Source organism: Mesorhizobium sp. BR1-1-16 (assembly GCF_020165495.1).
GTDB lineage: Bacteria > Pseudomonadota > Alphaproteobacteria > Rhizobiales > Kaistiaceae > Kaistia.
Genome location: NZ_JAIUIE010000002.1, coordinates 439,222 through 465,505 on the forward strand (window position 1 = coordinate 439,222; position 26,284 = coordinate 465,505).

General features: G+C 64.8%; 25 protein-coding genes. 12 read left to right on the forward strand and 13 right to left on the reverse strand.

All coding sequences use genetic code 11. From position 1 onward, the window contains the following. Positions 1–97: 97 nt before the first annotated feature. From LB518_RS07885 to mtnB, 4 genes are all read right to left on the reverse strand, one after another. Complete coding sequence (locus LB518_RS07885; protein WP_224575363.1) at positions 98–1,048, reverse strand: nucleoside hydrolase; 951 nt, start codon at positions 1,046–1,048, stop codon at positions 98–100. Then, positions 1,048–2,391 (reverse strand): amidohydrolase family protein, encoded by a 1,344-nt coding sequence (locus LB518_RS07890; protein ID WP_224575365.1) that lies wholly within the window; start codon positions 2,389–2,391, stop codon positions 1,048–1,050. Before LB518_RS07890 ends, LB518_RS07885 begins: the two co-directional genes overlap by 1 nt. 132 nt (positions 2,392–2,523) lie before the next feature. Continuing rightward, positions 2,524–3,081, reverse strand: a complete 558-nt coding sequence (locus LB518_RS07895; protein ID WP_224575367.1) for a 1,2-dihydroxy-3-keto-5-methylthiopentene dioxygenase — start codon at positions 3,079–3,081, stop codon at positions 2,524–2,526. After that, positions 3,078–3,725, reverse strand: coding sequence for a methylthioribulose 1-phosphate dehydratase (gene mtnB / locus LB518_RS07900; protein WP_224575369.1), 648 nt, complete (start codon positions 3,723–3,725; stop codon positions 3,078–3,080). The genes LB518_RS07895 and mtnB overlap by 4 nt, the downstream gene beginning before the upstream one ends. A 251-nt stretch (positions 3,726–3,976) precedes the next feature. On the opposite strand from mtnB, the gene LB518_RS07905 reads away from it, so the two are divergent. From LB518_RS07905 to LB518_RS07925, 5 genes are all read left to right on the forward strand, one after another. After that, positions 3,977–5,023: a substrate-binding domain-containing protein gene (locus tag LB518_RS07905; RefSeq protein WP_224575371.1), complete on the forward strand. Its 1,047-nt coding sequence runs from the start codon at positions 3,977–3,979 to the stop codon at positions 5,021–5,023. A gap of 35 nt (positions 5,024–5,058) precedes the next feature. Beyond that, on the forward strand, positions 5,059–5,910 hold the full coding sequence (locus LB518_RS07910) for a hypothetical protein (protein ID WP_224575373.1): 852 nt from the start codon (positions 5,059–5,061) through the stop codon (positions 5,908–5,910). Between the two features lie 82 nt (positions 5,911–5,992). Continuing rightward, complete coding sequence (mtnK, locus tag LB518_RS07915; RefSeq protein WP_224575375.1) at positions 5,993–7,255, forward strand: S-methyl-5-thioribose kinase; 1,263 nt, start codon at positions 5,993–5,995, stop codon at positions 7,253–7,255. Positions 7,256–7,314: 59 nt separating this feature from the next. Next, positions 7,315–7,515 (forward strand): hypothetical protein, encoded by a 201-nt coding sequence (locus LB518_RS07920; protein ID WP_224575377.1) that lies wholly within the window; start codon positions 7,315–7,317, stop codon positions 7,513–7,515. Beyond that, positions 7,516–7,905 carry a type II toxin-antitoxin system VapC family toxin gene (locus tag LB518_RS07925; protein WP_224575379.1) on the forward strand — a complete coding sequence of 130 codons (390 nt, stop codon included), beginning with the start codon at positions 7,516–7,518 and terminating at the stop codon, positions 7,903–7,905. It abuts the gene before it with no gap. A 6-nt stretch (positions 7,906–7,911) separates the two neighbouring features. On the opposite strand, the gene LB518_RS07930 is transcribed toward LB518_RS07925, so the two are convergent. Further along, positions 7,912–8,931: an ABC transporter permease gene (locus tag LB518_RS07930; RefSeq protein ID WP_224575388.1), complete on the reverse strand. Its 1,020-nt coding sequence runs from the start codon at positions 8,929–8,931 to the stop codon at positions 7,912–7,914. A 13-nt stretch (positions 8,932–8,944) separates the two neighbouring features. Next, on the reverse strand, positions 8,945–10,480 hold the full coding sequence (locus LB518_RS07935; RefSeq protein ID WP_224575390.1) for a sugar ABC transporter ATP-binding protein: 1,536 nt from the start codon (positions 10,478–10,480) through the stop codon (positions 8,945–8,947). 503 nt (positions 10,481–10,983) lie between these two features. Between LB518_RS07935 and LB518_RS07940 the strand changes: the two genes are divergently transcribed. Then, positions 10,984–11,973 carry an aldo/keto reductase gene (locus LB518_RS07940; RefSeq protein WP_224575392.1) on the forward strand — a complete coding sequence of 330 codons (990 nt, stop codon included), beginning with the start codon at positions 10,984–10,986 and terminating at the stop codon, positions 11,971–11,973. A gap of 9 nt (positions 11,974–11,982) precedes the next feature. On the opposite strand, the gene LB518_RS07945 is transcribed toward LB518_RS07940, so the two are convergent. The 7 genes from LB518_RS07945 to LB518_RS07975 all read right to left on the reverse strand — a co-directional run bounded on the left by LB518_RS07945 (position 11,983) and on the right by LB518_RS07975 (position 19,001). Continuing rightward, positions 11,983–12,771: an SDR family NAD(P)-dependent oxidoreductase gene (locus LB518_RS07945; RefSeq protein WP_286198607.1), complete on the reverse strand. Its 789-nt coding sequence runs from the start codon at positions 12,769–12,771 to the stop codon at positions 11,983–11,985. Between the two features lie 47 nt (positions 12,772–12,818). Then, positions 12,819–13,652 (reverse strand): NAD-dependent epimerase/dehydratase family protein, encoded by an 834-nt coding sequence (locus tag LB518_RS07950; protein ID WP_224575397.1) that lies wholly within the window; start codon positions 13,650–13,652, stop codon positions 12,819–12,821. A gap of 12 nt (positions 13,653–13,664) precedes the next feature. After that, positions 13,665–14,738: a Gfo/Idh/MocA family protein gene (locus tag LB518_RS07955; protein ID WP_224575400.1), complete on the reverse strand. Its 1,074-nt coding sequence runs from the start codon at positions 14,736–14,738 to the stop codon at positions 13,665–13,667. A gap of 1 nt (position 14,739) precedes the next feature. Beyond that, positions 14,740–15,648 carry a carbohydrate ABC transporter permease gene (locus LB518_RS07960; RefSeq protein WP_224575402.1) on the reverse strand — a complete coding sequence of 303 codons (909 nt, stop codon included), beginning with the start codon at positions 15,646–15,648 and terminating at the stop codon, positions 14,740–14,742. Next, positions 15,645–16,607 carry a carbohydrate ABC transporter permease gene (locus tag LB518_RS07965; RefSeq protein ID WP_224575405.1) on the reverse strand — a complete coding sequence of 321 codons (963 nt, stop codon included), beginning with the start codon at positions 16,605–16,607 and terminating at the stop codon, positions 15,645–15,647. The genes LB518_RS07960 and LB518_RS07965 overlap by 4 nt, the downstream gene beginning before the upstream one ends. Further along, complete coding sequence (locus LB518_RS07970) at positions 16,604–17,539, reverse strand: sugar phosphate isomerase/epimerase family protein (RefSeq protein WP_224575407.1); 936 nt, start codon at positions 17,537–17,539, stop codon at positions 16,604–16,606. The genes LB518_RS07965 and LB518_RS07970 overlap by 4 nt, the downstream gene beginning before the upstream one ends. 115 nt (positions 17,540–17,654) lie before the next feature. Next, complete coding sequence (locus LB518_RS07975) at positions 17,655–19,001, reverse strand: ABC transporter substrate-binding protein (RefSeq protein ID WP_224575409.1); 1,347 nt, start codon at positions 18,999–19,001, stop codon at positions 17,655–17,657. 501 nt (positions 19,002–19,502) lie between these two features. Between LB518_RS07975 and LB518_RS07980 the strand changes: the two genes are divergently transcribed. The 6 genes from LB518_RS07980 (at position 19,503) to LB518_RS08005 (ending at position 26,268) form a co-directional block, all read left to right on the forward strand. Next, positions 19,503–20,513 carry a BMP family lipoprotein gene (locus LB518_RS07980; protein WP_224575421.1) on the forward strand — a complete coding sequence of 337 codons (1,011 nt, stop codon included), beginning with the start codon at positions 19,503–19,505 and terminating at the stop codon, positions 20,511–20,513. 222 nt (positions 20,514–20,735) lie between these two features. After that, the gene (locus LB518_RS07985) at positions 20,736–22,277 is read left to right on the forward strand and encodes an ABC transporter ATP-binding protein (RefSeq protein ID WP_224575424.1); all 1,542 of its coding nucleotides are present in this window, start codon (positions 20,736–20,738) and stop codon (positions 22,275–22,277) included. Continuing rightward, entirely contained in the window at positions 22,274–23,317 is a 1,044-nt protein-coding gene (locus LB518_RS07990) for an ABC transporter permease (protein ID WP_224575426.1), read from the forward strand. The genes LB518_RS07985 and LB518_RS07990 overlap by 4 nt, the downstream gene beginning before the upstream one ends. Beyond that, complete coding sequence (locus LB518_RS07995) at positions 23,305–24,297, forward strand: ABC transporter permease (protein ID WP_224575428.1); 993 nt, start codon at positions 23,305–23,307, stop codon at positions 24,295–24,297. Before LB518_RS07990 ends, LB518_RS07995 begins: the two co-directional genes overlap by 13 nt. Continuing rightward, a complete protein-coding gene (locus tag LB518_RS08000) occupies positions 24,297–25,304 on the forward strand; it encodes a nucleoside hydrolase (protein WP_224575430.1) in 1,008 nt (335 codons plus the stop codon). The genes LB518_RS07995 and LB518_RS08000 overlap by 1 nt, the downstream gene beginning before the upstream one ends. Before the next feature lie 10 nt (positions 25,305–25,314). Next, positions 25,315–26,268, forward strand: a complete 954-nt coding sequence (locus LB518_RS08005) for a nucleoside hydrolase (RefSeq protein ID WP_502845802.1) — start codon at positions 25,315–25,317, stop codon at positions 26,266–26,268. The last annotated feature ends 16 nt before the right edge of the window (positions 26,269–26,284 follow it).

Genomic DNA, 26,284 nt, shown 5'->3' on the forward strand with positions numbered 1-26,284 from the left:
TCGCCGGCCTGGCCGGTGCGGTCTAGGAAATTTTAGTGCCACTTAAATAGGCGCCCCGACTGTGCGTGGAGCGCCTGTTTCGGCCTGGGCCGATCGGTCAGTCTCTGGACAATGCCGCGATGGCCCGCTCGAACAGAGCCTTGAAGGCGGGCGCGTCGACATGCTCCACCGTCTCGATCGCCGGCAGGTCCCATTTGCCGGGGAGGTCGAGGATCGTCGCGCCGCGCGCAAAAGCGCCGCCGCATTCGACGGCCACGCCGCAGCGGACGAGATGCGTTGCGATGCCGCGCTCGATCAGGACCGCTGCCGCCAGCGGGTCGGCGGGCGACAGTCGGTCGCCCTCGCCATAGGCGATCGAGACACGGCGAAGCTGGTCGACCAGCGCCTTCAGGAATGTCGGGCGTTGCCCGCTGCCGGTGCGCGCGAAAAGCGCGTCGAGATCGGCCCCCGAGAGGGCGGCTTCGACACAGGGCTCCCATGGCACCATCACGGTCGGCAGCGGCAGCGACAGCACGATGCTGGCCGCCTCCGGATCGGCGAGGATGTTGAACTCGGCCGCCCCGGTGACATTGCCGCGCCCGAAGCAGGTCCCGCCCATGACGATGAGTTCACCGACCCCGGCCGCGATCGCCGGCTCGGCCCGGAAGGCGAGGGCGAGATTGGTCAGTGGACCGAGCGCCAGGATGTCGATCGGCGCTTCGGCTCGCGCCGCCTGGCGCAGCGTCGCGCGCAGGAAGTCGACGCCGTTGCGTGACACGATGCTGGCGGTCTTGGCCGGCCGCGGCGCACCGCCAAGGCCGTCCTCGCCATGCACGTCCGAGGCGTCGATCGCGGCGCCGATCAACGGACGGTCCGCCCCGGCATGGACAGGGGCCTGGCTGCCAAGGACCGCCAGCGTCGCGAGGATATTGTCCGTCGCCTGGTCGAGGCCGACATTGCCGAAAACGGTGGTCACATAATCGGGACGGCGACCGAGCGCGACCAGGAGCGCGATCGCCAGGGCGTCATCGGTGCCGCCATCCGTATCGATGAGCAGGGGACGCGCCATCACGCGGCCTCCCGCCGGGCGGCGACCCGGCGCCAGAAGACGTCATAGGCCGTCGCATAGTCGGCGCGGATGTCGGCATAGGCGCGCCGCGTCAGTCGTCGGTCGTCGACGATCCGCTCTCCAGCGACCCAGACATGGCGCGTGTCGCGGCCCGAGCCCGAATAAACGAGCAGCGTCGCGACATCAGGAACCGGCGAGTAGCCGGGTCCGGAAATGTCGATGGCGACCAGATCGGCCGCCTTGCCGGGCTCGAGGCTGCCGATCTCGTGATCGAGACCGAGTGCCCTGGCGCCGTCGATGGTTGCCATCCGCACCAGTTCCCGCGAGGTGATCGGCTGCGCCTGCCGCTCGCGATGCGAGGCGACGAGACCGGCGATGCGCATTTCGGCGACCATGTCATAGGCGTTGTTGGCCGCGACATTGTCGGTGCCGAGCGCCACGGTGACGCCAGCCTTGCGCAGCGGCACGACCGGGCAGATCGCCTCGCGGCCCGAGCGCAGGCCCGCCGACGCGCAATGCGCGACCGACGCGGCCTCGGCGCGGGCGAAGACGGCGATGTCTTCTTCCGAAAGGTCGAGGCAATGGGCGGCATGGATTCGGCCGTTGAAGAAGCCGGCCTTTTCAAGCGCCACTGAGGCCGTCGTGCCATAGCGCGCCAGCGTCTCTTCATTGTCTTCGGGGCCGCAGGCCATATGAAGGTGGATGCCGCAGCCGAGGCGGTTGGCGACGAGCACCTCCTCGGCGAGCAGCGCCTCGGTGTTGTCGACATAGGGCGCATGCGGGCCGAACCACGGCACGATCCGCCCGTCGGCCGAACGCTGGCCCTCGACAAAAGCCGTCGCGCGTGAAAGCTCCTCGGCGCCGCGCGCGACGTCGCCGAGCTGGACGATGCCATAGGCGACAACGGCACGGAGGCCGGCCTTGCCGGCGGCGTCGGCAATGTCCTCGGCAAAGAAATACTGGTCGCAGAAGGTGGTGGTGCCCGAAAGCGCCATCTCGGCGCAGGAAAGCGCCACGGCGGGCGCAACATCCTCGGCAATCATCGCGAGTTCCGGCTCGCGGATCGTGTTGTACCAGCCCTCCATGGTGAGAAGGCTGTGGCCCTCGGCATGGCCGCGGAACAGCACCATGACGCTATGGGTATGGGCATTGACGAGACCCGGCATCAGCAGATGGCCGGAAAGGTCCGTGACGCGATCAAATCCGGCGAAATCCGGCCGGTTCGACGCCGTTCCGAGCTCCGCGATGCGGCCGTCCTCGATCACCAGCCAACCGTCCTCGATGATCCGGTCAGCCGGATCGACGGTCATGATGATGGCGCTGTGGAGCAGTTCTCGTGTCATGCAGGCGGCCCGGTCAATTGCAAGGGGCCGTCAGATTCGCATGGTTTCGCCGTGAGGCAAGCCGCCTTTAGCGGCAGCCTCACGGGCGATGTTCGGATGGCGGCGGGAAGTGCGTGAGCCTTCCCCAGCGCCTCAGGCGGCAGCCTGCTCGCCGAAGCGCGGAATGCTGGCCGAGATCTTGTCGCCGGTGAACTTGGCGACCCAACCATCCGGCGTCACGAACAGGCGGATGCAGGTGAAGCGCGGCTCGGGGCCCATGTCGAACCAATGCAGCGTGCCGGCCGGAACCGACAGCAGGTCATCACGGGTGCAGACCACCTGATAGACCTTGTCTTCGAGATGGAGATAGAACGCGCCCGATCCTTCGACGAAGAAGCGAACCTCGTCCTCGTCATGGATGTGCTCGTCGAGGAACTTGGCCCGCAGCGCATCCTTGTTCGGATTGTCGGGCGTGATGCGGATCACGTCGACGGTCTGGTAGCCGGCAGCTGCCGACAGGCGGTCGACCTCGGCCTTGTAGGCGGCGATGACCTGCTCCTGCGTCGCGTTTTCCGGCAGCTCGACCTCGGCCTTCCAGCGCTCGAACTGCACGCCGACCGCGTTCAGCCGCTGGCCGATCTCCGCCGGGTCGCTGGTCGAGACGACCGCGATGTCGGGCTTGCTGTCTTCATAGATGTTGAGCGTCGTCATGGCGTGAACCTCCGATAGGAAAGCTCGAATTCGAACAGCGTTTCGAGCGCTTCGAGATGACGGGCGGCCTCCCTCGGGGAGGCGCCCCAGGCATAAAGTCCGTGGCCGGCCAGAAGATAGCCGGGGGCAAGCAGTCCGTCGCCAGCGATTGGCGCTGCGAAGCGCGCCTCGACGAGGCCGGCGAGGCGGTCGGTGTCCTGATCGTTGGCGAAGACCGGAACCTCGATCGACTGCTCGTGAGAGGTGATGCCGGGAAGCGCTTTCTGCAACTCCCAGCCGGTGAGCCGCAGCCCGCCCGGCCCGGCGATCCGCGACAGAACGGTCGAGGCCGGCGCATGGACATGGAAGATCGCGCCGATGGCCGGGTCGCGGCGATAAAGAGCCACGTGCAGCGACGCCTCGGCCGAGGAGCGCGGCAGAAGCGGGGCATCGAGCGGCTGGATCAGGATGTCGGCGCTGGTGAGCGCGCCCTTGTCAACGCCTGAGCGCGTGATCGCGACGCGGTGTTCGTCGATGCGCACCGAGAAATTGCCCGAAGTTGCCGGCACCCAGTGGCGGAGCGCCGCGGCGCGGCCAGCGGCGATCACCTCGGCAACGGCTTCGGCTTCGCGGTCCTGCTCGGCGGTCAGCGGAACGGCAGACAAGGCAACAAGCTCCATGGGTCGTGATGGGCAGTTTCGTGCCACCCGTTTCAGATAAGCCGCCATAGAGGCGGGAAGGGAGGCGGAATTTCCCAATCCGGTCGTTCGAAAGAGAAAATCCTTCGTTCCACCGCCCTGCCACGCCGCTGTATCAAAAAATGATTGCGATTTCACCTGTCTTGGGGCTGTTCGTTCCGCTGGCGCGGAACCGACGTGGGACCGGCTCAAAGACAAGATCAACGGGAGAAACATCCATGAAGCGTCTTCTTTCGGGGCTGGCCGCCGCCACGCTCCTCACGGGCAGCCTCTTTGCCGCTCCGGCTTTCGGCGAGGGCATCGCCGGTGCGCCCGCGCCCTTCGACAAGGGCGGCGTCAAGGTTGCGCTGGTCACCTTCATTTCGGGCGGCGACTTCTTCCAGGCCTATCAGTCCGGTGCGCAGGCGCAGGCCAAGGCGCTCGGCATCGACCTTCAGATCTTCTCTGGCCGTCAGGATGCCGCCGCGCAGCGTGAGCAGGTCGAGCAGGCGATCAATCTCGGTGTCCAGGGCATCATCATCGATCACGGCCAGCCCGAGGCCTTGAAGGACGTCGCGCAGAAGGCGCTCGACGCCGGCATCAAGGTCGTCGCCTTCGACGTCGATCTCGATAATCCGAAGATCCCGCAGGTCGAGCAGAGCGACCACGAGCTTGCCAAGGCCGCGCTCGGCCAGGCGCTCGCCGATAACGGCACGGCGTTCAATGCCGGCTATGTCTATGTCGCGGGTTTCGCGCCGCTCGATCGCCGCAACGAGATCTGGGACGAGGTCAAGAAGGCCAACCCGGGCATCGTCGAGAAGGCGCGCTGGGGCGCTGTGAACGACACCACTGCCACCTCGACCGCCGACCAGACCAAGGCCGCCTTCCAGGCCAATCCCGACATTACCGTCGTGTTCGCGCCCTATGACGAATTCGCCCGCGGCGTGAAGCTCGCCACCGACGAGGCCGGCATCTCCGACAAGGTGAAGATCTACTCGGCCGACGTCTCTACCGCCGACATCACCGAGATCGCCGCCGAGGGCAGCCCCTGGGTCGCCACCGCCGCCACCAACCCGGCCGTCGTCGGCCAGGTTTCGGTGCGAGCCGTCGCAAAGCTGATTGCCGGCGAGGATCCGGGCCACAACATCGTCGTCAAGCCGGTCCTGATCACGCAGAAGGACCTGCGCGACAACGCCATCAAGACGGTTGAGGATTTGGACGCTAAGCTGCCGGCCTTCGGAAAGAGCGACGCAGCGACTGCGGCGTGGATTCCGGCAGCAAAGTAAGCCAGAGCAGTCTCGCCAAAGCCAAGGGGGCCCGCGTGATTCAGAGTCTTCGATCCCAGTTTCGGCTTCGATCCTCAATCGGCAAGGCGGCCCTCGCGGCCTCCTTGGCCGTGTTCGCGGCGGGCGGTGCGCTCGCCGACGAACCCGACAGCTACCTCATTTCCTATGAGGCGACCCCCTCGGCCGGCTTCGACCTGCCGAAGCTGGAAGCGGCCGGCTATGCCGACCGCGCGGCCTTTGCGGCCAAGGCGCTCGAGGAAATCGTGCCGAAGATCGCTGATGCGGTCGGCATCGATTCCAACGATCTCGACACTGAAGTGACCCCGGGCGGCTATCTCCTGAAGACCAACGCCTCCCTCCAGACGGAGGCCGAAATCTCCGGCGACGAGGCCGACCGCTTCGCCGCCGGCCTCGGCTATGTCTTCCGCCAGTACAGCGTGCTGGTCTCCGGCCTCGACGACGAGAATGCGACCACCGGCTATGTCGTGGTGACCTTTCCGGACAACACGCTCGACGACAAGGTCGCGCAGGCTTTCTTTGAGAAGGCGGCGTCGGTCGACAAAGGTCTCGGCGGCGGCTACACGGCCTTCGGCGACGACCAGATTTTCCTTAACGTCGTCGGCGACGACGGCAAGCCTTACAGCGGCCTCGACAATGCGGCATTCCTCGCCGGCCTGACCAAGGCGGCGAGCGAGTTCGGACCGCCCAAGCCAACCATCTCCGGCTCAGGCACCGCGACGGCCCGGTTCATCGGCAATGAATGGGACAAGCAGCCGAAGGGCGAGGCCTATATCGCCAAGCTCGGCGGCGCCGATTCCGATGTCGTGAAGGCGCTCGACGCCGTCGAAGCCGACTATGCCAAGCTGGTCGAGGCGACCTTCAAATAAGCCGATCCGCGTTTGCTTGAACCCGTTCGCATCGCCCCTCATCCAAGAGGGGCGATGTTTGCGTTGAAGAAGAGATCAATCCATGACGCTTGCCACGCCCGCCGGTTATCGCGCGCTTGATGATGCTTCGCTGCGCGATTTCCTCGCCGGCCTGCCCGACCTTCGGGATCGCCTGGGCGGCCGTCCCGCCGACTGGTCGATCGTCGAAGTTGGCGATGGCAATCTCAATCTCGTTTTCCTGATCGATGGCCCCGACGGCTCGCTTTGCGTGAAGCAGTCGCTGCCCTATGTGCGTGCCGCAGGAGAGAGCTGGCCGCTGCCGCTCGACCGCGCCTTTTTCGAGCAGTCCTATTACCGCGCCGTGGCGCCTGTTTCGGAAGGGCTGACGCCGCGCTTCTACTACTACCAGCCCGAGCTTTACGCGCTGGTTATGGAGCGGCTGTCGCCGCATATCATCCTGCGCCGGGGGCTGATCGAGGGCCGGCGCTATCCGGGCGCCGCAGCCGCAGTGGCGGAGTTCGCCGCCCGCGCTACCTTCGCGACCTCCGACTTCGGCGCGACGCTGGAGGAGAAGGCCGAGTTGATGGCGACCTTCGCGCGCAACACCTCGCTGATCCGCATCACGGCCGAAGTCGTCTTCACCGATCCGCTGGCCAATTCGCCCCGCAATCGCTGGACCAGCCCGGAACTTGACGGCCTCGCGAAGGAATTCCGCGCCGACAGTGCCCTGAAGGTCACCGTTGCCGAATGGGGCCGCCGATTCCTCACGGAGGCGCAGGCGCTGATCCATGGCGATCTGCATTCCGGTTCGGTGATGGTTACCGAGACCGATACCCGCGTCATGGATCCCGAATTCGCCTTTGTCGGGCCGATCGGCTTCGATATCGGCGCCTTCATCGCCAATCTCGTGATGAACGCGATTGCGCAAGAGGGGCACGCAACTCCGGGCGACGACCGCAAGGCCGAGGCGGAATGGGTGCTCAGCCAGGTGCCGGTGTTCTGGGATACGTTCTCAAGCCGCTTCCTCGCCCTTTGGGACGACAAGGCGCGCGGTGACGCCTATCCGCCGGCCATGTTCACCAATCCGGGCGATGCGGAGGCTCTGGCTGGCGCGCGCAAGGCCTTTGTCGATCGCCTCTTCGCCGACGCGATCGGCTATGCCGGCGTCAAGACGATCCGGCGCATTCTCGGCTTCGCGCATAATGCCGATTTCGAATTGATCGCCGACCCGGCGCGCCGCGCACCGCTCGAGGAAAAGGCGATCCGCCTCGCCCGCCGTTTCCTGCTGCAGCCGGCGAGCTTCAAGACGCCGGCGGATATCGTCGCGGCGGTGCGGGAGGGGTGATACGGCGGGCGTGAGATGCTATATGTGACGCATTAGGTCTGTCACAGGTGGATGCCGCTATGGCTGCGCCCAAGAAGTCGGAGCAATACCCGCAGGTTCCGTCCGAAGGCTCGTCGGATGCCGGACGCGACCGTCACCTGTATGAGATGGCTCTGCGCCGCAAGTCCTCGTTCGGCATACTGAAGGGCAGTGTTTCGTTGTCGCTCGAGGAAGCGCTGGCGCCACTCGATGAGGAAGAGATCAAGGCCTGGGGCCTCTGATTGCGTCTGCTGCTGGACACGCATGCATTGGTCTGGTTCGTGGCCGGGTCGGCCCAGCTTCCAGAACCGGTTCTCTGGCAGATCCAGTCCCTGCGGAATGTCGTCTTCGTCAGCCCAATCTCCGCTTATGAGATTGCATTGAAGTTTCAGCGAGGGCTCTGGCCAGAGACGGAAGCATTGGCCAGTGATTTTGACATGGTGTGCGATCAGGGTGGGTTCATTCCGCTCCCCATCAATGCCGCGCATGCAACCGCTGCCGGCGCTCTTCCGCTCGATCACCGCGATCCCTTCGATCGGATATTGGCGGCTCAGGCGATGGTCGAGGACATGTCGGTCGTATCGATCGACACAAAGCTGGACCTCTTTCCGATGAAGCGCGTCTGGGCCTGAGCCGCTCTATCGCGCCCGCTTGCCAAGCCCGAAGGTCAGCGCCAGCGCGCCGACCAGCACGACGCCCTTGACGAAGTCCTGTGTGTAATAGGGCGCGTTGAGCATGGTTAGGCCGTTCAGCAGTACGCCGACGAAAATCGCGCCGAGCACTGTGCCGAGAACATGCGGCCGGCGCTTGTCGAGCACGGCGAAGCCGATCAGCGAGGCGGCGACGGCATCGAGCAGCAGCGAGGCGCCGGCGGAAACGTCGCCGCGGCCGACGCGCGAGGCGATGATCAGCCCGCCGAGCGAGGCGAGCGTGCCGGAGATCACATAGGCCCACAGGCGATAGGCCTTTGTGGGCGCGCCCGCGAGATGCGCAGCCGTTTCGTTGCCGCCGATCGCGTAGAACACGCGGCCAAAGCGCGTGCGTTCCATCAGGAACCAGGCGACGACCGCGACAAGCGCCATGACGACGACCGGCAGCGGCACAACATCGAAGAGGCGCGAGCGGCCGAGGATCAGGAAGGCCGGATCATAGGCGCCCTTCGCCGTCGATCCGTCGGGGAGCATCATGCCGGCGGTGATCGAGCGGCCGCCCGTCGGGATCAGCTGCAGCCCCGCCAGCAGGAACATGGTCGAGAGCGTCGCCAGGAGATCCGGCACCCCGACCTTCACGATCAACAGACCGTTGGCGAGGCCGATCAGCGCGCCCATCAGCAACACGAGCACGAAGGCCTCGCCGGCGCCGAACTGCAGCACCACCATCGCGTAGCTCGCCGCCATGACGGAGGACGCGGCGACGGACCCGACCGAAAGATCGAAGCCGCCGGCCGACATGGTGATCGAGACGCCGACGCCGAGAATGGCGACGACCGAGACCGCCTGCAGGATCGAGAACAGATTGGCGGAATTGATGAAGGCGGGCTGCGCCCACCAGAAGCCGACCAGCATGATGGCCAGCAGCACGAAGAGTGCATAGCGCCGCGCCAGCTCGAAGGCGGTGCGACGCGGCGGGGCGCCGGCATTGGCGAGGGTATCGGTCATCGGGCTTCAGTCATCATGGTTGGTGGATCTCGGCCGTCTCGACGCTGCCGATCGCAGCCGCCAGTGATCCATGGCCGTCATCGGCTGCAAAAAGCGAATGGTCACGCATCACGAGAATACGGTCGGCAACTTCGAGCGCTTCCTCGGTGTCGCTGGTCGCGATCAGCGTCGCCGAGGCGCTCTGGCTGTTGCGGATGGCGGCGATGAGATCGGCGCGGGCGCCGACATCGACGCCCTGGAAGGGCTCGTCGAGCAGCAGCAGCCGGCAAGGCGCGGCCTGCCAGCGCGCAAGCACCACCTTCTGCTGATTGCCGCCCGATAGCTGGTCGAGCGTGTCGTCGGCATTCCTCGCCTTGATGCCGAGGCGGCGGATGGCGTCGTTCCCGACCGCGCGCTCACGGGCCGTGTCGAGAATGCCGGACGGAAACCAGCGCGGCAGATGCGGCAGGGCGATCGTCCCGGCAATCGAGGCGCCCGGCGTTTCCGGCGGCAGCAGCGAGCTTGCCCAGCGGTCTTCTGCCACCATGAACACGCCGCCGGCGATCGATGCCGCCGGACCGGCGGAGAGCCAGGGCGTGCCATCGAGCGTCACCGTCCCCGAATCGAGCCCGGCCAGGCCGAACAGCACGCGCAACAGCCGGCTCTTGCCGGAGCCGAGCGTGCCGGTGATGGCGACAACCTCGCCGGAGCGGAGATCGAGATCAAACGGCCGCGCGCCCGACACGAGGCGGGCATTTCGAATGGAGAGAATGGCCGGTGCGGTCGAGCCTTCGCCCGCATGTGTCGCCGCTTCGAGCCGGCGGCCGATCATCGCGGTGACGGCGGCGGGAAAATCGATCGGCTGGGCGAACTCGCCGACGATGACGCCGCCGCGCAGCACCACCGCGCGATCGGCAATCGCCGCGAGATCGCCGAGCCGGTGCGAAATATAGAGGATCGCCATGCCGCCAGCGGCAAGCCGGCGGATGATGGTGAAGAGCCGTTCGGCCTCTGTGGTGGAGAGGCTCGATGTCGGTTCGTCGAGGATCAGCACGGACGCCTTGGCGGCGACGGCGCGCGCGATGGCGATCAACTGCCGCTCAGCGGGGCGGAGATCGATGAAGTCGCGGTCGAGCGGCAAGTCGAGATCGAGCGCTGCGGCGATCGCTTTCGCCCGCTTGCGGATCGATCGGCCGGAGACGAACAGAGGACCGCGGCCGCAAAACTCGTCGAGCAGGAGGTTTTCCGCGACGGTCAACCCGGCGGCGCCGGCTTGATCCGTCGCCTGGTGCACGGTGGCGATGCCGGCCGCCTTGGCTTCTCGCGGGCTGGCGAAGGAAACGGTCCGTCCGCCGAGCGTGATCGTGCCCGCGTCGGGGATCAGCGAGCCGGAAATGATCTTGACCAGCGTCGACTTGCCGGCGCCATTCGCGCCCATCAGCGCCACGACTTCGCCCGGACGCACCGCAAGGTCGGCGCCGGCGAGCGCGCGCGTCGGCCCGAACGCCTTCTCGACGCCGGAAACGGCGACAGCGAACGAAGCAGCAGAAGAGGGCGGGGCGATGGTCACGGTCGTCGGAATTCGGTTCGTCTCAGGATGGTCATTGGCGAAAGAACTTGGGCGAAAGGCTTGGCCGGCTTCGCATCGATCGGCGCTAGTAGCCCCTTCCGCGGCATTGCCACAAGGGGCAGGGCCAAGAAAGCGGCGTCGCCGTCATCCGCCATATTCCATGATCGAGAGACCGGCGACGAGCGCCAGCGCACGGATGCTCTTCTTCATCACAAACCCTCTCGAGAGATATCGGTGGCGCGGCCGGCTCGAAGGCGGCTGCGCCCGGAGAATGGGCTGCAAAGCTAACGAGCTGTCAGCGCGAGGTTAAGGAAGAAAATTCCAAAAGCGGCGGTCGGCAGGGTTGGAAGCGCTTTCATCCGCCCGGCATCGGTTATGTCGGAGCATTCCGTTTCGAATTTGGCGGCGCTGCGACGTTTCGCGCGATGCGGCCGGCGTGTCGCTCTTCACGAATGATCTCTTCATCGGTAAATGAACGCACACGCATCACAGGAGAAGACGACGTGGAGAAGCGCAGGCTCGGCCGGACGGATCTCGAAGTCACGACGCTGTCGTTTGGCTGCGGGGGCATCGGCAATCTCTACCAGGCGGTCACCCGCGCCGATGCCGAGGCGACGCTGCAGACAGCCTGGGACGGCGGTGTGCGCTATTTCGATGCCGCGCCGCGCTATGGCCATGGGCTGGCGGAACGACGGCTTGGCGATTTCCTGCGCGACAAGCCGAGCGACAGCTATGTCGTCTCGACCAAGGTCGGGCGCCTCCTCAAGGCGGTTCCGGAAGACGAGGTGCCGGATTATGGCTTTGCCGATCCGCTGCCCTTCCGCGCCGATTATGATTATTCCTATGACGGCGTGATGCGCTCGGTCGAGTTCAGTCTCGCGCGGCTCGGCCTCAACCGCGTCGAGATCCTGTTCGTGCATGATATCGGCGTGCTGACGCATGGCGCCGAGGAAAATGCACGGCACTTCCGCGACTTGATGGATGGCGGCATGAAGGCGCTCGACGAATTGAAGTCGAGCGGGGCCGTCAAGGCGATCGGTCTCGGCGTCAATGAGGTTGAAGTCTGTCTCGAGACGATGGCGCGCACACCGATCGACTGCATTCTGCTTGCCGGCCGCTACACGCTGCTCGATCGCAGCGCGGAAAAGGATCTGCTGGCCCGTTGCCGCGAGGCGGGAACCTCGCTGGTGATCGGCGGCGTGTTCAATTCCGGCATTCTCGCCACCGGCGCCAAGCCAGGCGCGCATTTCGATTATGAGGCGCCGTCCGAGGATATCGTCCGCCGCGTCAACGGCATGGAGGCGATCGCCGCGAAATACGGCATCTCGCTCGCCGGCGCCGCGATGGCCTTCCCGATGATGAGCGATGTCGTCGCGACCGTGCTGGTCGGCACCGCGAAGCCGTCCAGCATGAAGCGCAACCTCGACCAGTTCGGCGAGACCATTCCCGACGCCGCCTGGGCCGAGTTCGACGCCCTGGCGCTTCGCCCCTGAAGCGCCGCGTCAGCGCGCCAGCGGATAGGCCTCTGCGTCGGGCGCGTTAGCCCAGCTCTGCATGGTCTGGCCTCCGTCGATGAGCCAGCCGACGCCCGTCACATGGCGGGCGTCGTCGGAGGCGAGGAAGGCGACCACTGCGGCGACATCCTCCGGCTGGCCGATGCGCCGCAGCGGTATGCGATTGGCGAAGCGCTCGATGCCGCGGCGATAGTCCGCCTCGTCGCCGGCTGGAACGCCGAGCCGCGTCTCGATCACGCCGGGGCAGACGGCGTTGACGCGGATGCCGTAGCGCGCGACGTCGAAGGCTGCGATCTTGGTGAGACCGAGAATGGCATGCTTGGTCGAGGCATAGCCGGCGCCGCCAACCAGCACATCCCAGCCTGACATCGACGACGCCATGTTGACGATGGTGCCGGCATTTCCAGCCGCGATCATGGCCCGCAGTGCATAGCGCTGGACGAGGAAGACGCCGCGCAGATTGATCCGCACGATATCGTCCCAGTCCTCGGCCGAGAGCTCGTAGACCGGCGCCACCTTGCCGGGAATGCCGGCATTATTGAAAACGATGTCGATCCGACCGAGCGTCTCGACGGCGCCATCGATGGCCGCCGCCACCGCCGCCTCGTCGCCGACATCGGCCTCAACCGTGAAGAGGTTGACGCCGGCGGCCCGAAGGATCGCGGCGGCGCTCTCGATCCGCTCCGGATCGCGGTCGACAAGGGCGATCGAGGCGCCCTCCGAGGCGAAGCGCCGGCAGGCGGCGAGGCCGATCGCTCCGGCGCCGCCAGTGACCAACGCTACTTTTCCGTCGAAACGTCCGCTTCCCACGGCTGTACCCTCCCTCAATAGTCGCGCCACGAATGCTGCGCCTCGAAGCCGAGCGCCGCGCGGGCGGCCGAGGTGTCGATGACCGCCGCATGGCTCCCGATGGTCCGCTTCAGTGTTACGGACGGAAAGGCGGTGCGGATTAGCTGCTCGGTCGGCGTCTCGCTATAGGTGTCGGCGGCGCTGAGATAGAGGCGAAGATGGCCGGTCGTCTTGGCTTCGACGGCAGCGCGGAACCCGGACGCGGCGTCGCGCGCATCGATATAGGACCAGAGATCGCGACCGGACTCGGCGCCGGCTCGCCGCGGCCCGACCTCCTTCATGAACGTCGCCGCGCTCTGGATCCACGGCATGCGCAGGCTGACGGCATCGAGCCGGCCACGCCGCACGGCTGCCTCGACGATCTCTTCGCCGAGCGTCTTGGACAGCGCATAGGCGTCCTGCGGCGCCAGCGGATGGGCTTCGTCGATCGGGAGATAATCGAGTTCGACCGGCTTCTCGAAGAACGGGAAGCCGAGCACGGAAAAGGATGATGCGTAAACGAGGCGGCGGATGCCGAGCACCACGGAGGCTTCGACCACGTTGAAGGCGAGCGCCATGTTGGTGGAGAAGACATCGCTCGCGACGCGGCCGGTCGGGCGCGGGATCGCGGCGGCATGCACGACGACGTCAGCGCCGGCCAGTGCCTGGACGGTCGCGCCAAAATCCTCCAGCGCAACATTGAGATGGCTGGTCAGCTGCGTTGTTGGCAGCACGGCGTCGATGCCGCGCACCTGATGCCCGGCCGCCATCAGCCCGTCGGCGATGGCGCGGCCGAGCAGTCCCGACGAGCCGGTGAGGGCGATGAGCATGGAGAAGTCCTCTCAGGCTGGTTTCGGCGGCATCGCCTTGATGATGGCGACGGCGAGATCGAGGTCGGCAACACCGTCCGAGAGCGGCGTGCGCGGCTTGGTGCCGTTCTGGATGCAGTCGGCGAAATGCTTCCATTCGCGGCGGAAGGCGGTGTCGGGAACGCCGGGCAGAATGCGCTCGGATTCGCCGCTCGCCGCCGCTTCGCGCAGCTTCACGATAGCCGACGCATGGCGCCAATAGGGGTTCTGGAACTGGATCCGGACCTCGTCCTTGTCGCCATGGACATGCAGGAACTCATCCCACCATTCGTAGTGAGCGACGCCGATATCGAGCAGACAGGGGACGCCATCTCCGAATTCGAGCACGGCAAGCAGCTGGTCCTCACCGACAGGCTGGGCATAACGCACGCGGCCCTCGGTGCCGAAGGCGCCGCGCAGCACGGCAAGGTCATGGCTGCCGAGCATCAGCAACAGGAGATAGAGCCCGACATAGCCGGCATGATCGGGTCCGAGCGACCCCTCGATGCGCCCGCTGGCGCTCGCACGGCTGGTCGCCATCACGTCGGCGGGAATGTCGTTCGCCCGGTGCAGCGTATAGAGGCTGCCATAGGTGTCGAACCGGCCGGCGAAATCATGGATATGGATCGAGCGCGGCTTGCCGATGGCGGCGATCTTCTCAAGCCCGATTTCGTAGCCCGGATCGTAGAGCTTCATATAGCCGACCATGGCAATGAGACCGCTGGCCTCGGCCCGCTCGACCAGGGGACGCGCTTCCTCCGGCGTGAAGGCGAGCGGCTTTTCAACGAGGACATGCTTGCCGGCCGCGAGCGCCGCCGAGACGATCTCGACATGGTCATAGGTGCAGACGACGACCGCATCGACGCCGGGATCGGCGATCAGCGCGCGATAATCGTCATAGAGCGCCGTGATGCCATATTGCGTGCCGAGCTTTTCCAGCGCGCCCGCCGAGATGTCGCAAAGCGCCGCGATGCGGAACGCCGGCAGCTCCTGGATATAGGGGAGGTGCATGAGCTGGGCGATCTCGCCACAGCCGATGACACCGACGCCGATCACCTTGTCGTTCATGTTAGCCCTTTACCGCCCCGGCCGTGAGCCCGGCGATGAACTGCCTCTGCATCAGGAGAAAGACGACAATCACGGGCAGCGTCGTGATCATCAGCGCGGCGAAATAGAGATTCCAGAGCGAGTCATATTGCTGGAAGAAGCTGACGAGGCCGAGCGGGATCGTCTGGAGTTCAGGCTTTCTCAGCAGCAGGAAGGCCAGGAAGAAGTCGTTCCAGATCTCGATGAAACCAAAGATCAGCACCAGCGCCACGCCGGGGCGGATCAGGGGCAGCATGATATGGATGAGGATCGCGAGCCGCCCGGCGCCGTCGACACGCGCGGCATCCTCGAGATCAGCGGGCAGCGTCATGAAGAAGCTGCGCAGGATGAACACTGAAAGCGGCAACGACGTCGCGGCATAGATGACCGCGATGCCGAGGCGATTGTTGATGAGGCCGAGATCGCGCGCGACGAGAAAGAGCGGGATCGCCATCACCTGCGGCGGCACGAGCATCGCCGCCACGATCGCCGCCGTCACCGCCATGCGGCCACGAAATTTCAGCCGCGCGATCGCATAGGCGCAGGGTGTCGCCGCCAGCACGAGGATGACGAGCGCGGCCACTGTGATGCCGACGCTGTTGAGGATGCGCGAGCCCATTCCGGCGATCCGCCAGGCATCGGCGTAGTTTGCGAAGACAAAACCGGCCGGCGGTCCCCAGACATTGGTGATCACCTCCTGCTTGGTCTTCAGCGAGCCGGACAGCACCCAGAAGAGCGGATAGATCGTCTGTGCCATCACGACGAAGAGCGCGAGATAGACGAAGCCGAGTTCGGCCATTCCGCGCCAACCCAGCGCCGCGAGCGTGTCGGCAAAGCGGGCTTGCCGCGACTGGTGGCGAAGCGGCTGTGATGAGGCGAGGGCGTTGCTCATAGCGCGAGCCTCTGGCGTCGCATCAGCGCGAGCAGACCGACACAGGCGAGGCCGACGATCATGAACAGCACATAGCCCATGGCGGAGGCGTAGCTCATCGCGCCGTCCTGGAAGGCCTTCGTCATCATATAGGTCAGGGCTACCTCGGTGGCATGGTTCGGTCCGCCCTTGGTCAGCACATAGACGATGTCGAAATTGCGCACGAAGGCGCCGGAAAGGCCAAGGATCGAGTTGATGAAGACGATCGGCATGATGAGCGGCAGCGTCACGTGCCAGAAGCGGCGGAAGCGTCCGGCGCCGTCCATCGTCGCGGATTCATAGAGTTCGACAGGGATGGTCTGCAGGCCGGCGAGATAGATCACGCCATGGAAGCCGAGCCATTTCCAGACATCGACCGCGATGATGGCATAAAGCGCGGTATTGGCATCGCCGAGCCAGGAATGCTTGAGGAAACCGAGGCCGAAGAGGTCGAGCCCGGCATTCAGCAGCCCGAAGACGGGATTGTAGATCCATGACCAGAGCAGGCCGACGGCGACGAAGGACATGGTCACCGGCACGAATGCCGCCGCACGGAAGAAGGAGCGGCCGATCAGTGCCCGATTGAGCAGCAATGCGAGGCCGAGGCCGAGCACATTCTTCAGGATCAGGATGGCGACGACGAAGATGACGTTGTTTTCGAGAGCACCGAGAAAGATCTTGTCGCTCGCGAGGCGGATATAATTGCCGAGGCCGATGAAGACCGGTGGCGAGAAGCCGTCCCAGCTGTGCAGGGACAGCCAGAAGCCGCTCGCGAACGGCCAGATATAGAAGAGGCCGAACAGGATGGCCGCCGGCAGGATCATCGCCGCGGCGACGAGCCCGTCGCCCGACGGCGCCCGGCCGGTTCGGCCGGAGCGCCCCGGGAGGAGGACGCTCCGGCCTGCACCGGCTTCCGCTGACGGAGCCGGCGCCGCGCTCATGCCGCGGTCTTTTGCGGCGTGAGCACGAGGCCGAGCGTGTCGCGAACATAGGCGATGCTCTCGAGCGTCGATTGTTCGGCAGTCTTCTGCGATGCGTCGAGTTCGATGATCGCGAGGCCGGAATAGTCGGCGTCGAGCAGAACATCGACAAGGCCGGGGAGATCGACCACGCCGGCGCCGAGCTCGCAGAAGGCGGCATAGCGGTCATAGCCCTTGAGGGCCGGATCGACGCGCGTGTCCTTCAGGTGCATGTAGCGCACTGCCGACATGTATGTCTTCAGCGTGCCGACCGGATCGGAGTTGGTGTGCGCGAGATGGGCCGGGTCGATGCAGAGCCCGGCATGGCGCGTGTCGAGTTCGTCCATCATCCGGTCGAGCTGATCGCGCCGCTCGACGAAGGTGTCGAGATGCGGGTGATAGACCGTCTCGATGCCGAGATCATGCGTCCGCCGGCCGATATCCTCAAGCGAACGGCAGAACGCCTTGTAATCTTCGGCCGAGTGCGGGCCGGCAATGCCCTCCGAGGGACCGCCGCCGAGCACAAGCACCGGGGCGCCGAAACCCTTCAGGAGGCGGGCAAGCGCCACGAGAACGTCGCGCTCATACTCCCAGGCGACCGGATTGGTGAAGATCGCATTCACATAGAGAGAGGAAAGGTTGATGCCGTAGGCGCTCTGCGCCTCGGACAGCAGCGCATAGCGGCGCAGGATGTCCGTGTCGGTCGTCACGCCCATCGGGGCCTGGTTGCCGAGCTGCATATATTTGCGGGCATACTGGTCGGAAAGGCTTGTGAAGGCCAGGATCTCGAACCAGCCGAAGCCTTGCTTTGCCAGGAATTCGATCGCAGGCGTCAGCGGCAGGCCGGCGAGGTCCCAGCTGTTCAGGTGATAACCGATCGAGAATTTCTGCCGTTCGGCCCGGGATGCGGTCATGGCGCTCTCAGTTACTGCGAGGAAGGGGTAAGGCGCGTCCCAGAGAGGGATGCCGCCCGCGTTGTCAGAAGGAGGCTGCCCCGGCATGGCCGGAGCAGCCCTGGTCACAGGCGCCTTACTTCGGCGGCCACTGGCCCTGCGCCTTCAGATCGTCGAAGACGGCCTGGATCGACTGGGCAGCCGCTTCCGGCGTGGTCGTGCCGCCGACGACACCGGCAATGGCCGAGGCGGTCGCGGTGGAGACTTCCGACGGCCAGATCCAGTCGAGGAACTTGATCGTCGCGGGGAAGGCATCCTTGCGCAGTTCGACGGCATAGGCGTCCTCGATCTGCGGCACGCCCTTGATGGAGGCAGCGATCGGCTGCTCGGGGGCGAGATAGAGCGAGGCGACCTCGGGCTGCGTCAGATAGCTGACGAAGCGGATAGCCGCATCGAGCTTCTCGGGCTTGATCGAGGAGGAGATGCAGATGCCGTTGTCAGCACCGCCGCCATGGCCGGGTGCGCCGGTCGTGCCGTCCATCTTCGGGAAGGCAAAGACGCCCCATTTGAAGTCCTTGACGCTCGACTGCAGCGAGGGGACCTCCCAGGTGCCGCCATAATACATCGCGCTCTTGCCCGATGCGAACGCGGCGCGCATGCCGTCCATGTCGACCGCCAGCGAATCCTTGGACAGGATGCCGTCATCGACCCACTGCTTGATCAGCGCGAAGGCTTCGACGTCAGACGGGTCGGAGAACTTGGCGGTGCCTTCGAGATTCTTCTGCGTCTTGCCGACGGCATCGCCGGTGGCCTGGGACAGCGTCTCGAAATACCACATCGGCCACATGACCGTGTTGGAACCCTGGTGCAGCAGCGGAATGATGCCCGCTTCCTTGAACTTCGGCACCGCAGCCTTCAGGTCGTCATAGGTCGGCGGAACCGGAATGCCGAGCTTCTTGAACAGGTCGACATTGTAGAAGATCGTCGAGGTCGACAGCGTCGAGATCGGAACGCCATAGACTTCGCCGTTGATCGTGAAGGCGCCGAGCGCTGCTGCGTCGATCCGGTCCTGAAAGGGCTTGATCTTGTCGGTGATCGGCATCACCAGCTTGCGGCGGACATAGGCGCCGTTGGTGTAGAAGGCGGGGCAGGCGATGAGGTCCATCTCCTGGTCCGCCATGCGCGCGGTCATCAGACGCTGGATGGCGTCGCCTTGCGGGCCCTGCGCGTCCCATTCGACGGCGCTGACATCCGGATTGGCCTTCAGGAAGCCGTCGATGACGTCCTGCTGGATCTTGGCCTGAACATCCGGCGCCTGCCGTGGCGCAAGCTTGTCCAGCGAGGAGCCGCCGAAGACCTTCAGCGTGATGCCATCGGCGAATGCCGGCGACCCCGCGAGACCAAGGCCGAGGATCGCCGCGAACATGATGCCGGCGATCGAGCTCCGTGATGAGCGACGAACCGTTCCCTGCTTGATTGGCATTTGACTCTCCGTTCCAGCCAATTCGGGGCCGACTACGAGGCCTGCGCCCGAGACCAATTCGTTGATGGTCTAACAATCCTGTGCGCCGGATTTGCATTTTGTCAATTGCCTGTTCACGCCGATAAAATGCGCAATCGCTTCCGTTTCGGGATCAAAATTTAAACAACGCTGCTGGGGAAGACGTCGCATGCCTCGCATCTGAGCATCGCGTCAGCCTGCTGACGCGCGCTCTTCGAAGACGAAGCGCAGGAGAAAGCTGCCGAAAATCACCGTCGTGAACGCTGTCTCAATGGATCCTGGCTTGCTCTGCCTGTGCATTGGCCCGTCTTGCTGCAAGCTTGGGCAGCGAACGCGATTGACAAGCGCCAAATCTCATTCAGGATTGTTAGACCATCAACGATATCGGATCCGGTGCAGGGAAATCAGCCGGCCGATGGCATCTGCGGTGGCGCGCCTCGCGAAACGAGGGCGTATTCTCCAACACCAGGGGTTTGGGTCGTCATGTCCAGTTGGTCTCGTCGTCTTATCGCGGTCTGCGGTGCATCGGCGCTCGCGTTCGCCGCCACGGCAGCCTCCGCCAAGGAAGTGTCGGTCGCCGCCATTTCCGGCTATTTCGCACAAGGTTTCGGCGTATCGATCGTCAATGGCCTCAAGAAGGCCGAGAAGGATCTCGGCGTTAAGGTCAAGCTGATCGACACCGGTAACCGCGCCCTCGACTATGAGGAGCAGTTCAACAATGTCGGCAAGTCGGGCGAATACGATCTCGTCTTCGTGATGGGCTGGGAGCTCGTCGACGCGTTGCAGAAGGCTGCCACTGCCTATCCGAACACCAAGTTCGTCTTCATCGACGGCGTGCTCGATTCCAAGCAGATCGTCTATGCGAACTTCGCCCAGAACCAGGGCTCGTTTCTCGCTGGCGCGCTTTCGGCGCTGATGGCCGAGAAGGGAAGCGCGATCGAGGGGCTCGGCGACGGCAAGGCGATCGGCTTTGTAGGCGGCCGCGACATCCCGGTGATCCGCGATTTCCTCGGAGGCTATGAGGCGGGCGCCAAGGCTGCTGCGCCGGATGTGCGCGTCGACAGCGTCTTCGCCGGGACGTTCGATGATCCGGCCAAGGGCAGCGAGCTCACCATGGCTCTCTACGGTCAGGGCGCGGACATCGTCTACAACGTCGCTGGCCCGACTGGCGAAGGCGTGCTGCAGGCTTCCGCCGCCGCCGACAAATATTCGATCGGTGTCGATGTTGACCAGTGCGACGTTGCTCCCGGCCATGTCATGGCCTCGATGCTGAAGCGCGGCGACGTCGCGGTCTACAATCTCGTCAAGGATGTCGTGGACGGCAAGACGATCGAGCCGGGCTCGACGCATACCTATGACCTGAAGTCCGGCGGTGTCGAATTGCTGCTCTGCCCGAAGGTCGAGGACAAAATCCCCGCCGAGGTCAAGGCGAAGGTCGAAGCCCTCAAGACCGAAGTCATCGACGGCAAGATCGTGGTGCCGACGGTCAAGTAGGCGAACCGCGACTCCGAACGGATTCGCTCTTTCGGACGAGATTGATCCGTCATCCCGGCGAAAGCCGGGATCCAGGAACACCGACGGTGCACGCTTTGCGCGGCCCGTGTTGCTGGCCCCGGCCTTCGCCGGGGGACGGAGCTTCGTCTGGAAAGACGTCAATGTCATCGGCAGACCGGCGCCTGACGCCGGGCCGACTTTCCTCATTTGGTCATCGCCCCTATGCCCCGCGCCATAGAGCTCAGATCGATCACCAAGCGTTTCGGCAGCTTCGTCGCCAATGAAGGCGTCAATCTTGCCGTCAAGCGTGGCAGCATTCATGCCATCATTGGTGAGAACGGCGCCGGCAAGACGACGCTGATGAACGTCCTGTTCGGCCTGTTACAGCCGGACGAGGGCGAGATTCTCATCGACGAGAAGCCCGTCGTCCTTCCCAATCCCGCCGCAGCCATCGCCAACGGCATCGGCATGGTGCATCAGCATTTCAAGCTCGTGCCCTCGCTGACCGTCGCGGACAATGTCTTTCTCGGCATGGAGATTCTGAAGGGCGGCCTTATCGACCATGCAGCGCAGATCGCGCGGACGGCCGAGCTTTCGCGCCAGTTTGGTCTCAAGGTCGATCCGACCGAGAGGGTCGGCTTGCTTTCGGTCGGCATCGAACAGCGCATCGAGATCCTGAAGGTTCTGGTGCGGGGCGCACGCACGATCATTCTCGACGAGCCGACGGCAGTGCTCACACCCCAGGAGAGCCGCGACCTCTTTGAAACCCTGCGCGGCTTCGTCGCCAAGGGCATGACCGTCCTCTTCATCTCGCACCATCTGGAAGAGGTGATGGAGGTTTCCGATACGGTCACGGTGCTCCGTCACGGCAAGGAGGTCGCGACGCGGCCGACGGCTGAACTCACCAAGTCGGATCTCGTCCAGATGATGGTCGGGCGGCTGGTTTCCTTCGATCGTCGGCCTCGCGGACCTGTGTCCGGATCGCGTGTTCTCGCCGTAGACGATCTCTGGGCGCGCGATGATCGTGGTCTCCATGCCCTGCACGGCGTTTCCTTCGATGTGCGCGCCGGGGAGATTGTCGGCATAGCCGGCGTCGCCGGCAACGGCCAGACCGAACTCGCCGAGGTCCTGTCAGGGCTTCGGCCATCAACGCATGGAAGCGTCAGGCTGGGCGAGACGCCGCTGACCGGACTTTCCGCCCGCGCCATTCGCGGCGCCGGCGTTGCTCATGTGCCCGGTGATCGTCTCGTGCGCGGTGTCGATCGCAACGCCAGCGTCTCGCTCAATCTGCTGATGGGGCGACAGGACAAGGCGCCCTGGTCGCGCGGCGGCATCATCAATCGCGGCTATCTCGCCGACCAGTCGAAGGCGCTCATCGAGCGCTTCGATATCCGCACGCGCAGTGCCGCCGCTCCGGTGAAGAGCCTTTCGGGCGGCAATATCCAGAAGGTCGTGCTGGCGCGCGAATTTTCCGGCGATGCGCGCTGCCTGCTGATCGACCAGCCGACACGCGGCGTCGATATCGGGGCCACCGAGGCGATCCATACCGAGATCATGCGCCAGCGCGAGGCGGGCAGGGCGATCCTGCTCATTTCGGTTCAGCTCGACGAACTGATCGCGCTTGCCGACCGCATCCTGGTGATGTTTGCCGGCCGCATCATGGGCGATCTCGACGGCGGCGCGGTCTCGGAGGAGCGGCTCGGCTTCCTCATGGCCGGCGTCGACGAGCATGGTCATCATGTCGAGCGGGAGATGGCCTCGTGAACGATCGCATTTCCGCCCTCAGCGGGCAGGCGCTCGCCATCATGATCGCGCTTGCGCTCGGCGCCATGGTGATCCTCGCGGTCAGCGAAAGCCCGCTCCACGTTCTGCTGACGCTGCTCGACGGTGCCTTCGGCAATCCCGAGCGCATCCTCGGCACGCTGCTGCAGACGACGCCAATCCTGATCTGCGGCGTCGCGGCGTGCATCTCATTGCGCGGCGGCCTGTTCAATATCGGCATCGAAGGCCAGCTCTTCATGGGCGGTTTCGCGGCGACATGGATTGGCTTCTCATTCGAAATGCCGCCGGTGCTGCACGTCATGGCCGGTCTCGGCTTCGCGGCTTTCGCGGGCTTGGCCTGGGTCGCCATTCCGGCCTTCTTCCGCGCCCGCTACCAGACCAACGAGGTCGTCTCGACGATCCTCGCCAACTATGTCGCGGTGCTGATCACCTCCTATCTCACCATCAACATCTTCAAGCGCGCGGGCGGCGCCCCTGATACGCCGCCGATCCTGGAGAGCGCCTACCTTCCCCAGCTGTTCTCCTTTTCCCGCGCCAACTGGGGCCTCGTTATCGGCCTGGTGCTCGCCATCGGGGCCCACTTCTTCTTCACCCGGACGGCCCGCGGCTATGCGGTGACCGAGATGGGCGCCAACCCGAAATTCGCCGAATATGGCGGCATCGATATCAAGAAGCAGACCTTCTTCCTGATGCTCGCCTCGGGCGCGGTTGGCGGTCTTGCCGGCGGGATCGAGTCGCTCGGCGTGCATCATCGCTTCATGGAAGGTTTTGCGCCCGGCTTCGGCTTTGATGGCGTCATCGCAGCGCTGCTCGCCAACGGAAATCCGCTCGGCACGATCGTGACTGCGCTGTTCTTTGGCGCGCTCAGGAGCGGCTCGCTGCTGCTTGAGGTCGATACCACCGCCTCACGCGAGATCATCACCGTCATCCAGGCGCTGATCATCCTCGCCGTTTCGGCCCAGATCCTCGTTCGCCGCCGCGCGACCGATAGTTCCGCTGGAGAGCGCCGATGGAAATTCTAGAGCGGATGTTCAATGTCGCGCTCATCGTCGCGACGCTGCGCACCACCGCGCCGATCCTTCTGGTCGCGCTCGGCGGCTCGTTCACGACGCGCGCGGGCATCTTCAATATCGGCCTCGAAGGCCAGATGCTGCTTGGCGCCTTCTTCGCGGTGATCGGCACGATCTTTTCCGGATCGCCCTGGATTGGCCTGCTCTGCGGCGTGGCAGCGGCGCTGGCTCTGGCCTTCATCTTCGCGCTCCTCGTCGTCACCTTTCGTGCCAATGAGGTGGTCGTCGGCCTCGCGCTCAACATCCTGGCCGGCGGCATGACAGTCTCGCTGCTGAAGGCCATCTTCGGCACGCGCGGCTCCATCTTCGGCCATGGCCTTGTCGGCCTGCCGGTGTTACGCATTCCTTTCGCCAAGGAAATGGGCTGGTTTGGCCAGATGATCTCCGGCTACACGCCGCTTGTGTATGTCGCCTTCCTCGCCGTGCCGTTGTTCATTCTTTTCTACAAGCGAACGAAGCTCGGACTCTATATCCGCGTCGTCGGCGAAAAGCCCGAGGCCGCCGAAGCGCTCGGCATCTCGATCGCGAAGATCCGCTACACCGCCTCGCTGCTCTGCGGCGTCTTCGCGGGCCTTGCCGGCGCGCATCTTTCGCTCGGCTATACGACGATGTTCACCGAAAACATGTCGTCTGGCCGTGGGTTCATGGCGGTGGCGATCCTGATCTTCTCGGCTGGCGATCCCAAGCGCATCCTCGCCGGATGCCTGCTGTTCGGTTTCTCCGACGCGCTGTCGCTGCGCCTGCAGACCTTCGGCGTTTCGTCCTATCTCGTGCTGGCCGTGCCCTATGTCGTGGCACTCGCCGCACTGTTCGCCCTGTCCTATCGTGCGCGCCCACGCATCATCCAAGAGACGCTCGCCTCGATGGGCCGAGCGCTCTCCGTCAAGCCACCATCCGCCGCTGAACCGCCTGCACTGGCGAGGGAACCCTAATGGAACGCATCATTCTCGACGTCGATTCGGCGGGCGACGACATCCTCGCCGTGCTGTTTGCCGCCGTCTCGCCGCAGCTGAAGCTCGAAGGCGTCACGACCTGCACCGGGGCCGCCGGTCCGATCGAGCAGGTGACCAATGTCGTGCTCAACACGCTGGCGCTTGCCGGCCGGAGTGACATTCCCGTGGCCAAGGGCGCGTGGCGGCCGATTGTCGGCAACGCCAAGGCCGACATGGAGGCACCGGTTCATTTCGAGAAGCGGCTGACGGCCCGCTTCGGCGACCGGTTGAAGAAATTCAACCCGCCGGCACCCAAGCCCGTGACGGCGCCGATTGCAAAGCACGCGGCCGATTTCATCATCGATACAGTGATGGCCTCGCCCGGCGAGATCACGCTGGTCGCGACTGGCCCGATGACCAATCTTGCCATGGCCTTCCTGCAGGAAGAGCGCCTCAAGGACAACGTGAAGCGCCTCGTGCTCCTCGGCGGCAATTTCGTGACGCCCGGCAACATCACGCCGCTGTCGGAATACAATATCTGGGCTGATGCGGAAGCGGCGCGGGTGGTCCTGAACCAGGGCGTCGACACGATCCTCGTGCCGCTCGACGTCTGCGAAGACAACCGCGCTGCGGCCTCCATGATGACGCGCGACGATCTTGCCGATCTGGAGGGGGCTGGCAATCATCCGGTGCTCGCGATGATCCGCGAGACCTTCCCAATCTATATCGATATCTGGCGCGAGTTCTTCGATCTCGTCGGGTTCCCGATGGACGACATCATCACGGTGGCGCTCGCCTTCGATCCGAGCCTTTGCACCATGACCGAGCCGCTCTATTGCGACGTGGTGCTCGACGGAAGGTTGGCGCGCGGCCAGACGGTCGCTTATCGCGGACGGCAATTGCTGCCGGGCGGCGGACTGAAGACCACCCGAATCTGCACCGATATCGACGGGCGGCGCTTCATGCAGCTGTTCAAGCAGACCATCGCATTGTACCAGGCGGCCTGAGGGACGGACGATGACCATGACAGCCACCACGCCCGTTCGTCCGACGCCGATCATCCTCGATTGCGATCCCGGCCATGACGATGCCATCGCGCTGGTGATGGCGCATCGCTCGGAGGCAATCGACCTTCTCGGCGTCACCGTCACCTGCGGCAATGCCGAACTCGACAAATGCGTCTCCAACACGCTGCGCATTCTCGAATTCATCGGTGCCGGCGATGTGCCGGTCGCGGCTGGCTGCTATCGCCCGCTCGCACGGCCGCTGGTGCTCGGCACGGCCGATGGCCCGAGCGGCCTCGAGGGCTCGCCCTATCTGCCGATGGCAACCAAGGCGCTGGAGCCGATGCACGCCGTCGACTTCATCGCGAAGACGCTGCGCGAGCAGGACGAGCCGCTGCGCATCGTCGCGACGGGGCCGCTCTGCAATATCGGCCTCTTCGTGCTGAAATATCCCGAACTGCTGCACAAGATCAAAGACATCACCTGGATGGGTGGCGTCTTCTATCGCAAGAGCGAGATCATCACGCCGACCGAGTTCAACGCCTTCTGCGATCCCGAAGCGCTGAAGATCGTGCTCGATTCGGGCATCAAGCTGACCATGGTCGGCCTCGATGTCACGATGCAGGTGCTGGTCGAAGAGCCGCAATATGCCGAGTTCCGCAAGATCGACACCGAGCTCGGCCGCGTGGTCAACGACTGGCTGCTGTTCTACGAAAAGCTGCATCGGGGTTCGATGGGCGTCGGCGGCGCGCTGCACGACCCGCTCGCCCTGGCGCTCATCATCGATCCGACGCTGGTGCGCACCCGCGCTGCGCATATCGGCGTCGATCTTGCAGGCACTTATGCATTCGGCGCGACCGTCGCCGACTTCTGGAAGGAACGCGGCGAGCCCGATAACGCGCATATCTGCACCGAAGTCGACGCCGACCGCTTCTTCGATCTGCTCTATAGCCTGCTTCGGGACTGAAGCGTCACGGAAGAGG

Coding starts and splice junctions, on each gene's coding strand:
- LB518_RS08005 (WP_502845802.1), top strand. CDS start 25,315: ATGACCATGACAGCCACCACGCCCGTTCGTCCGACGCCGATCATCCTC.
- LB518_RS07980 (WP_224575421.1), top strand. CDS start 19,503: ATGTCCAGTTGGTCTCGTCGTCTTATCGCGGTCTGCGGTGCATCGGCG.
- LB518_RS07985 (WP_224575424.1), top strand. CDS start 20,736: ATGCCCCGCGCCATAGAGCTCAGATCGATCACCAAGCGTTTCGGCAGC.
- LB518_RS07995 (WP_224575428.1), top strand. CDS start 23,305: ATGGAAATTCTAGAGCGGATGTTCAATGTCGCGCTCATCGTCGCGACG.
- LB518_RS07895 (WP_224575367.1), bottom strand. CDS start 3,081: ATGACGACGCTCAACATCTATGAAGACAGCAAGCCCGACATCGCGGTC.
- LB518_RS07950 (WP_224575397.1), bottom strand. CDS start 13,652: ATGCTCATCGCCCTCACCGGCTCGTCGGGACTGCTCGGCCGCGCCATC.
- mtnK (WP_224575375.1), top strand. CDS start 5,993: ATGACGCTTGCCACGCCCGCCGGTTATCGCGCGCTTGATGATGCTTCG.
- LB518_RS07930 (WP_224575388.1), bottom strand. CDS start 8,931: ATGACCGATACCCTCGCCAATGCCGGCGCCCCGCCGCGTCGCACCGCC.
- LB518_RS08000 (WP_224575430.1), top strand. CDS start 24,297: ATGGAACGCATCATTCTCGACGTCGATTCGGCGGGCGACGACATCCTC.
- LB518_RS07975 (WP_224575409.1), bottom strand. CDS start 19,001: ATGCCAATCAAGCAGGGAACGGTTCGTCGCTCATCACGGAGCTCGATC.
- LB518_RS07955 (WP_224575400.1), bottom strand. CDS start 14,738: ATGAACGACAAGGTGATCGGCGTCGGTGTCATCGGCTGTGGCGAGATC.
- LB518_RS07885 (WP_224575363.1), bottom strand. CDS start 1,048: ATGGCGCGTCCCCTGCTCATCGATACGGATGGCGGCACCGATGACGCC.
- LB518_RS07960 (WP_224575402.1), bottom strand. CDS start 15,648: ATGAGCAACGCCCTCGCCTCATCACAGCCGCTTCGCCACCAGTCGCGG.
- LB518_RS07920 (WP_224575377.1), top strand. CDS start 7,315: ATGGCTGCGCCCAAGAAGTCGGAGCAATACCCGCAGGTTCCGTCCGAA.
- LB518_RS07905 (WP_224575371.1), top strand. CDS start 3,977: ATGAAGCGTCTTCTTTCGGGGCTGGCCGCCGCCACGCTCCTCACGGGC.
- LB518_RS07970 (WP_224575407.1), bottom strand. CDS start 17,539: ATGACCGCATCCCGGGCCGAACGGCAGAAATTCTCGATCGGTTATCAC.
- LB518_RS07890 (WP_224575365.1), bottom strand. CDS start 2,391: ATGACACGAGAACTGCTCCACAGCGCCATCATCATGACCGTCGATCCG.
- LB518_RS07965 (WP_224575405.1), bottom strand. CDS start 16,607: ATGAGCGCGGCGCCGGCTCCGTCAGCGGAAGCCGGTGCAGGCCGGAGC.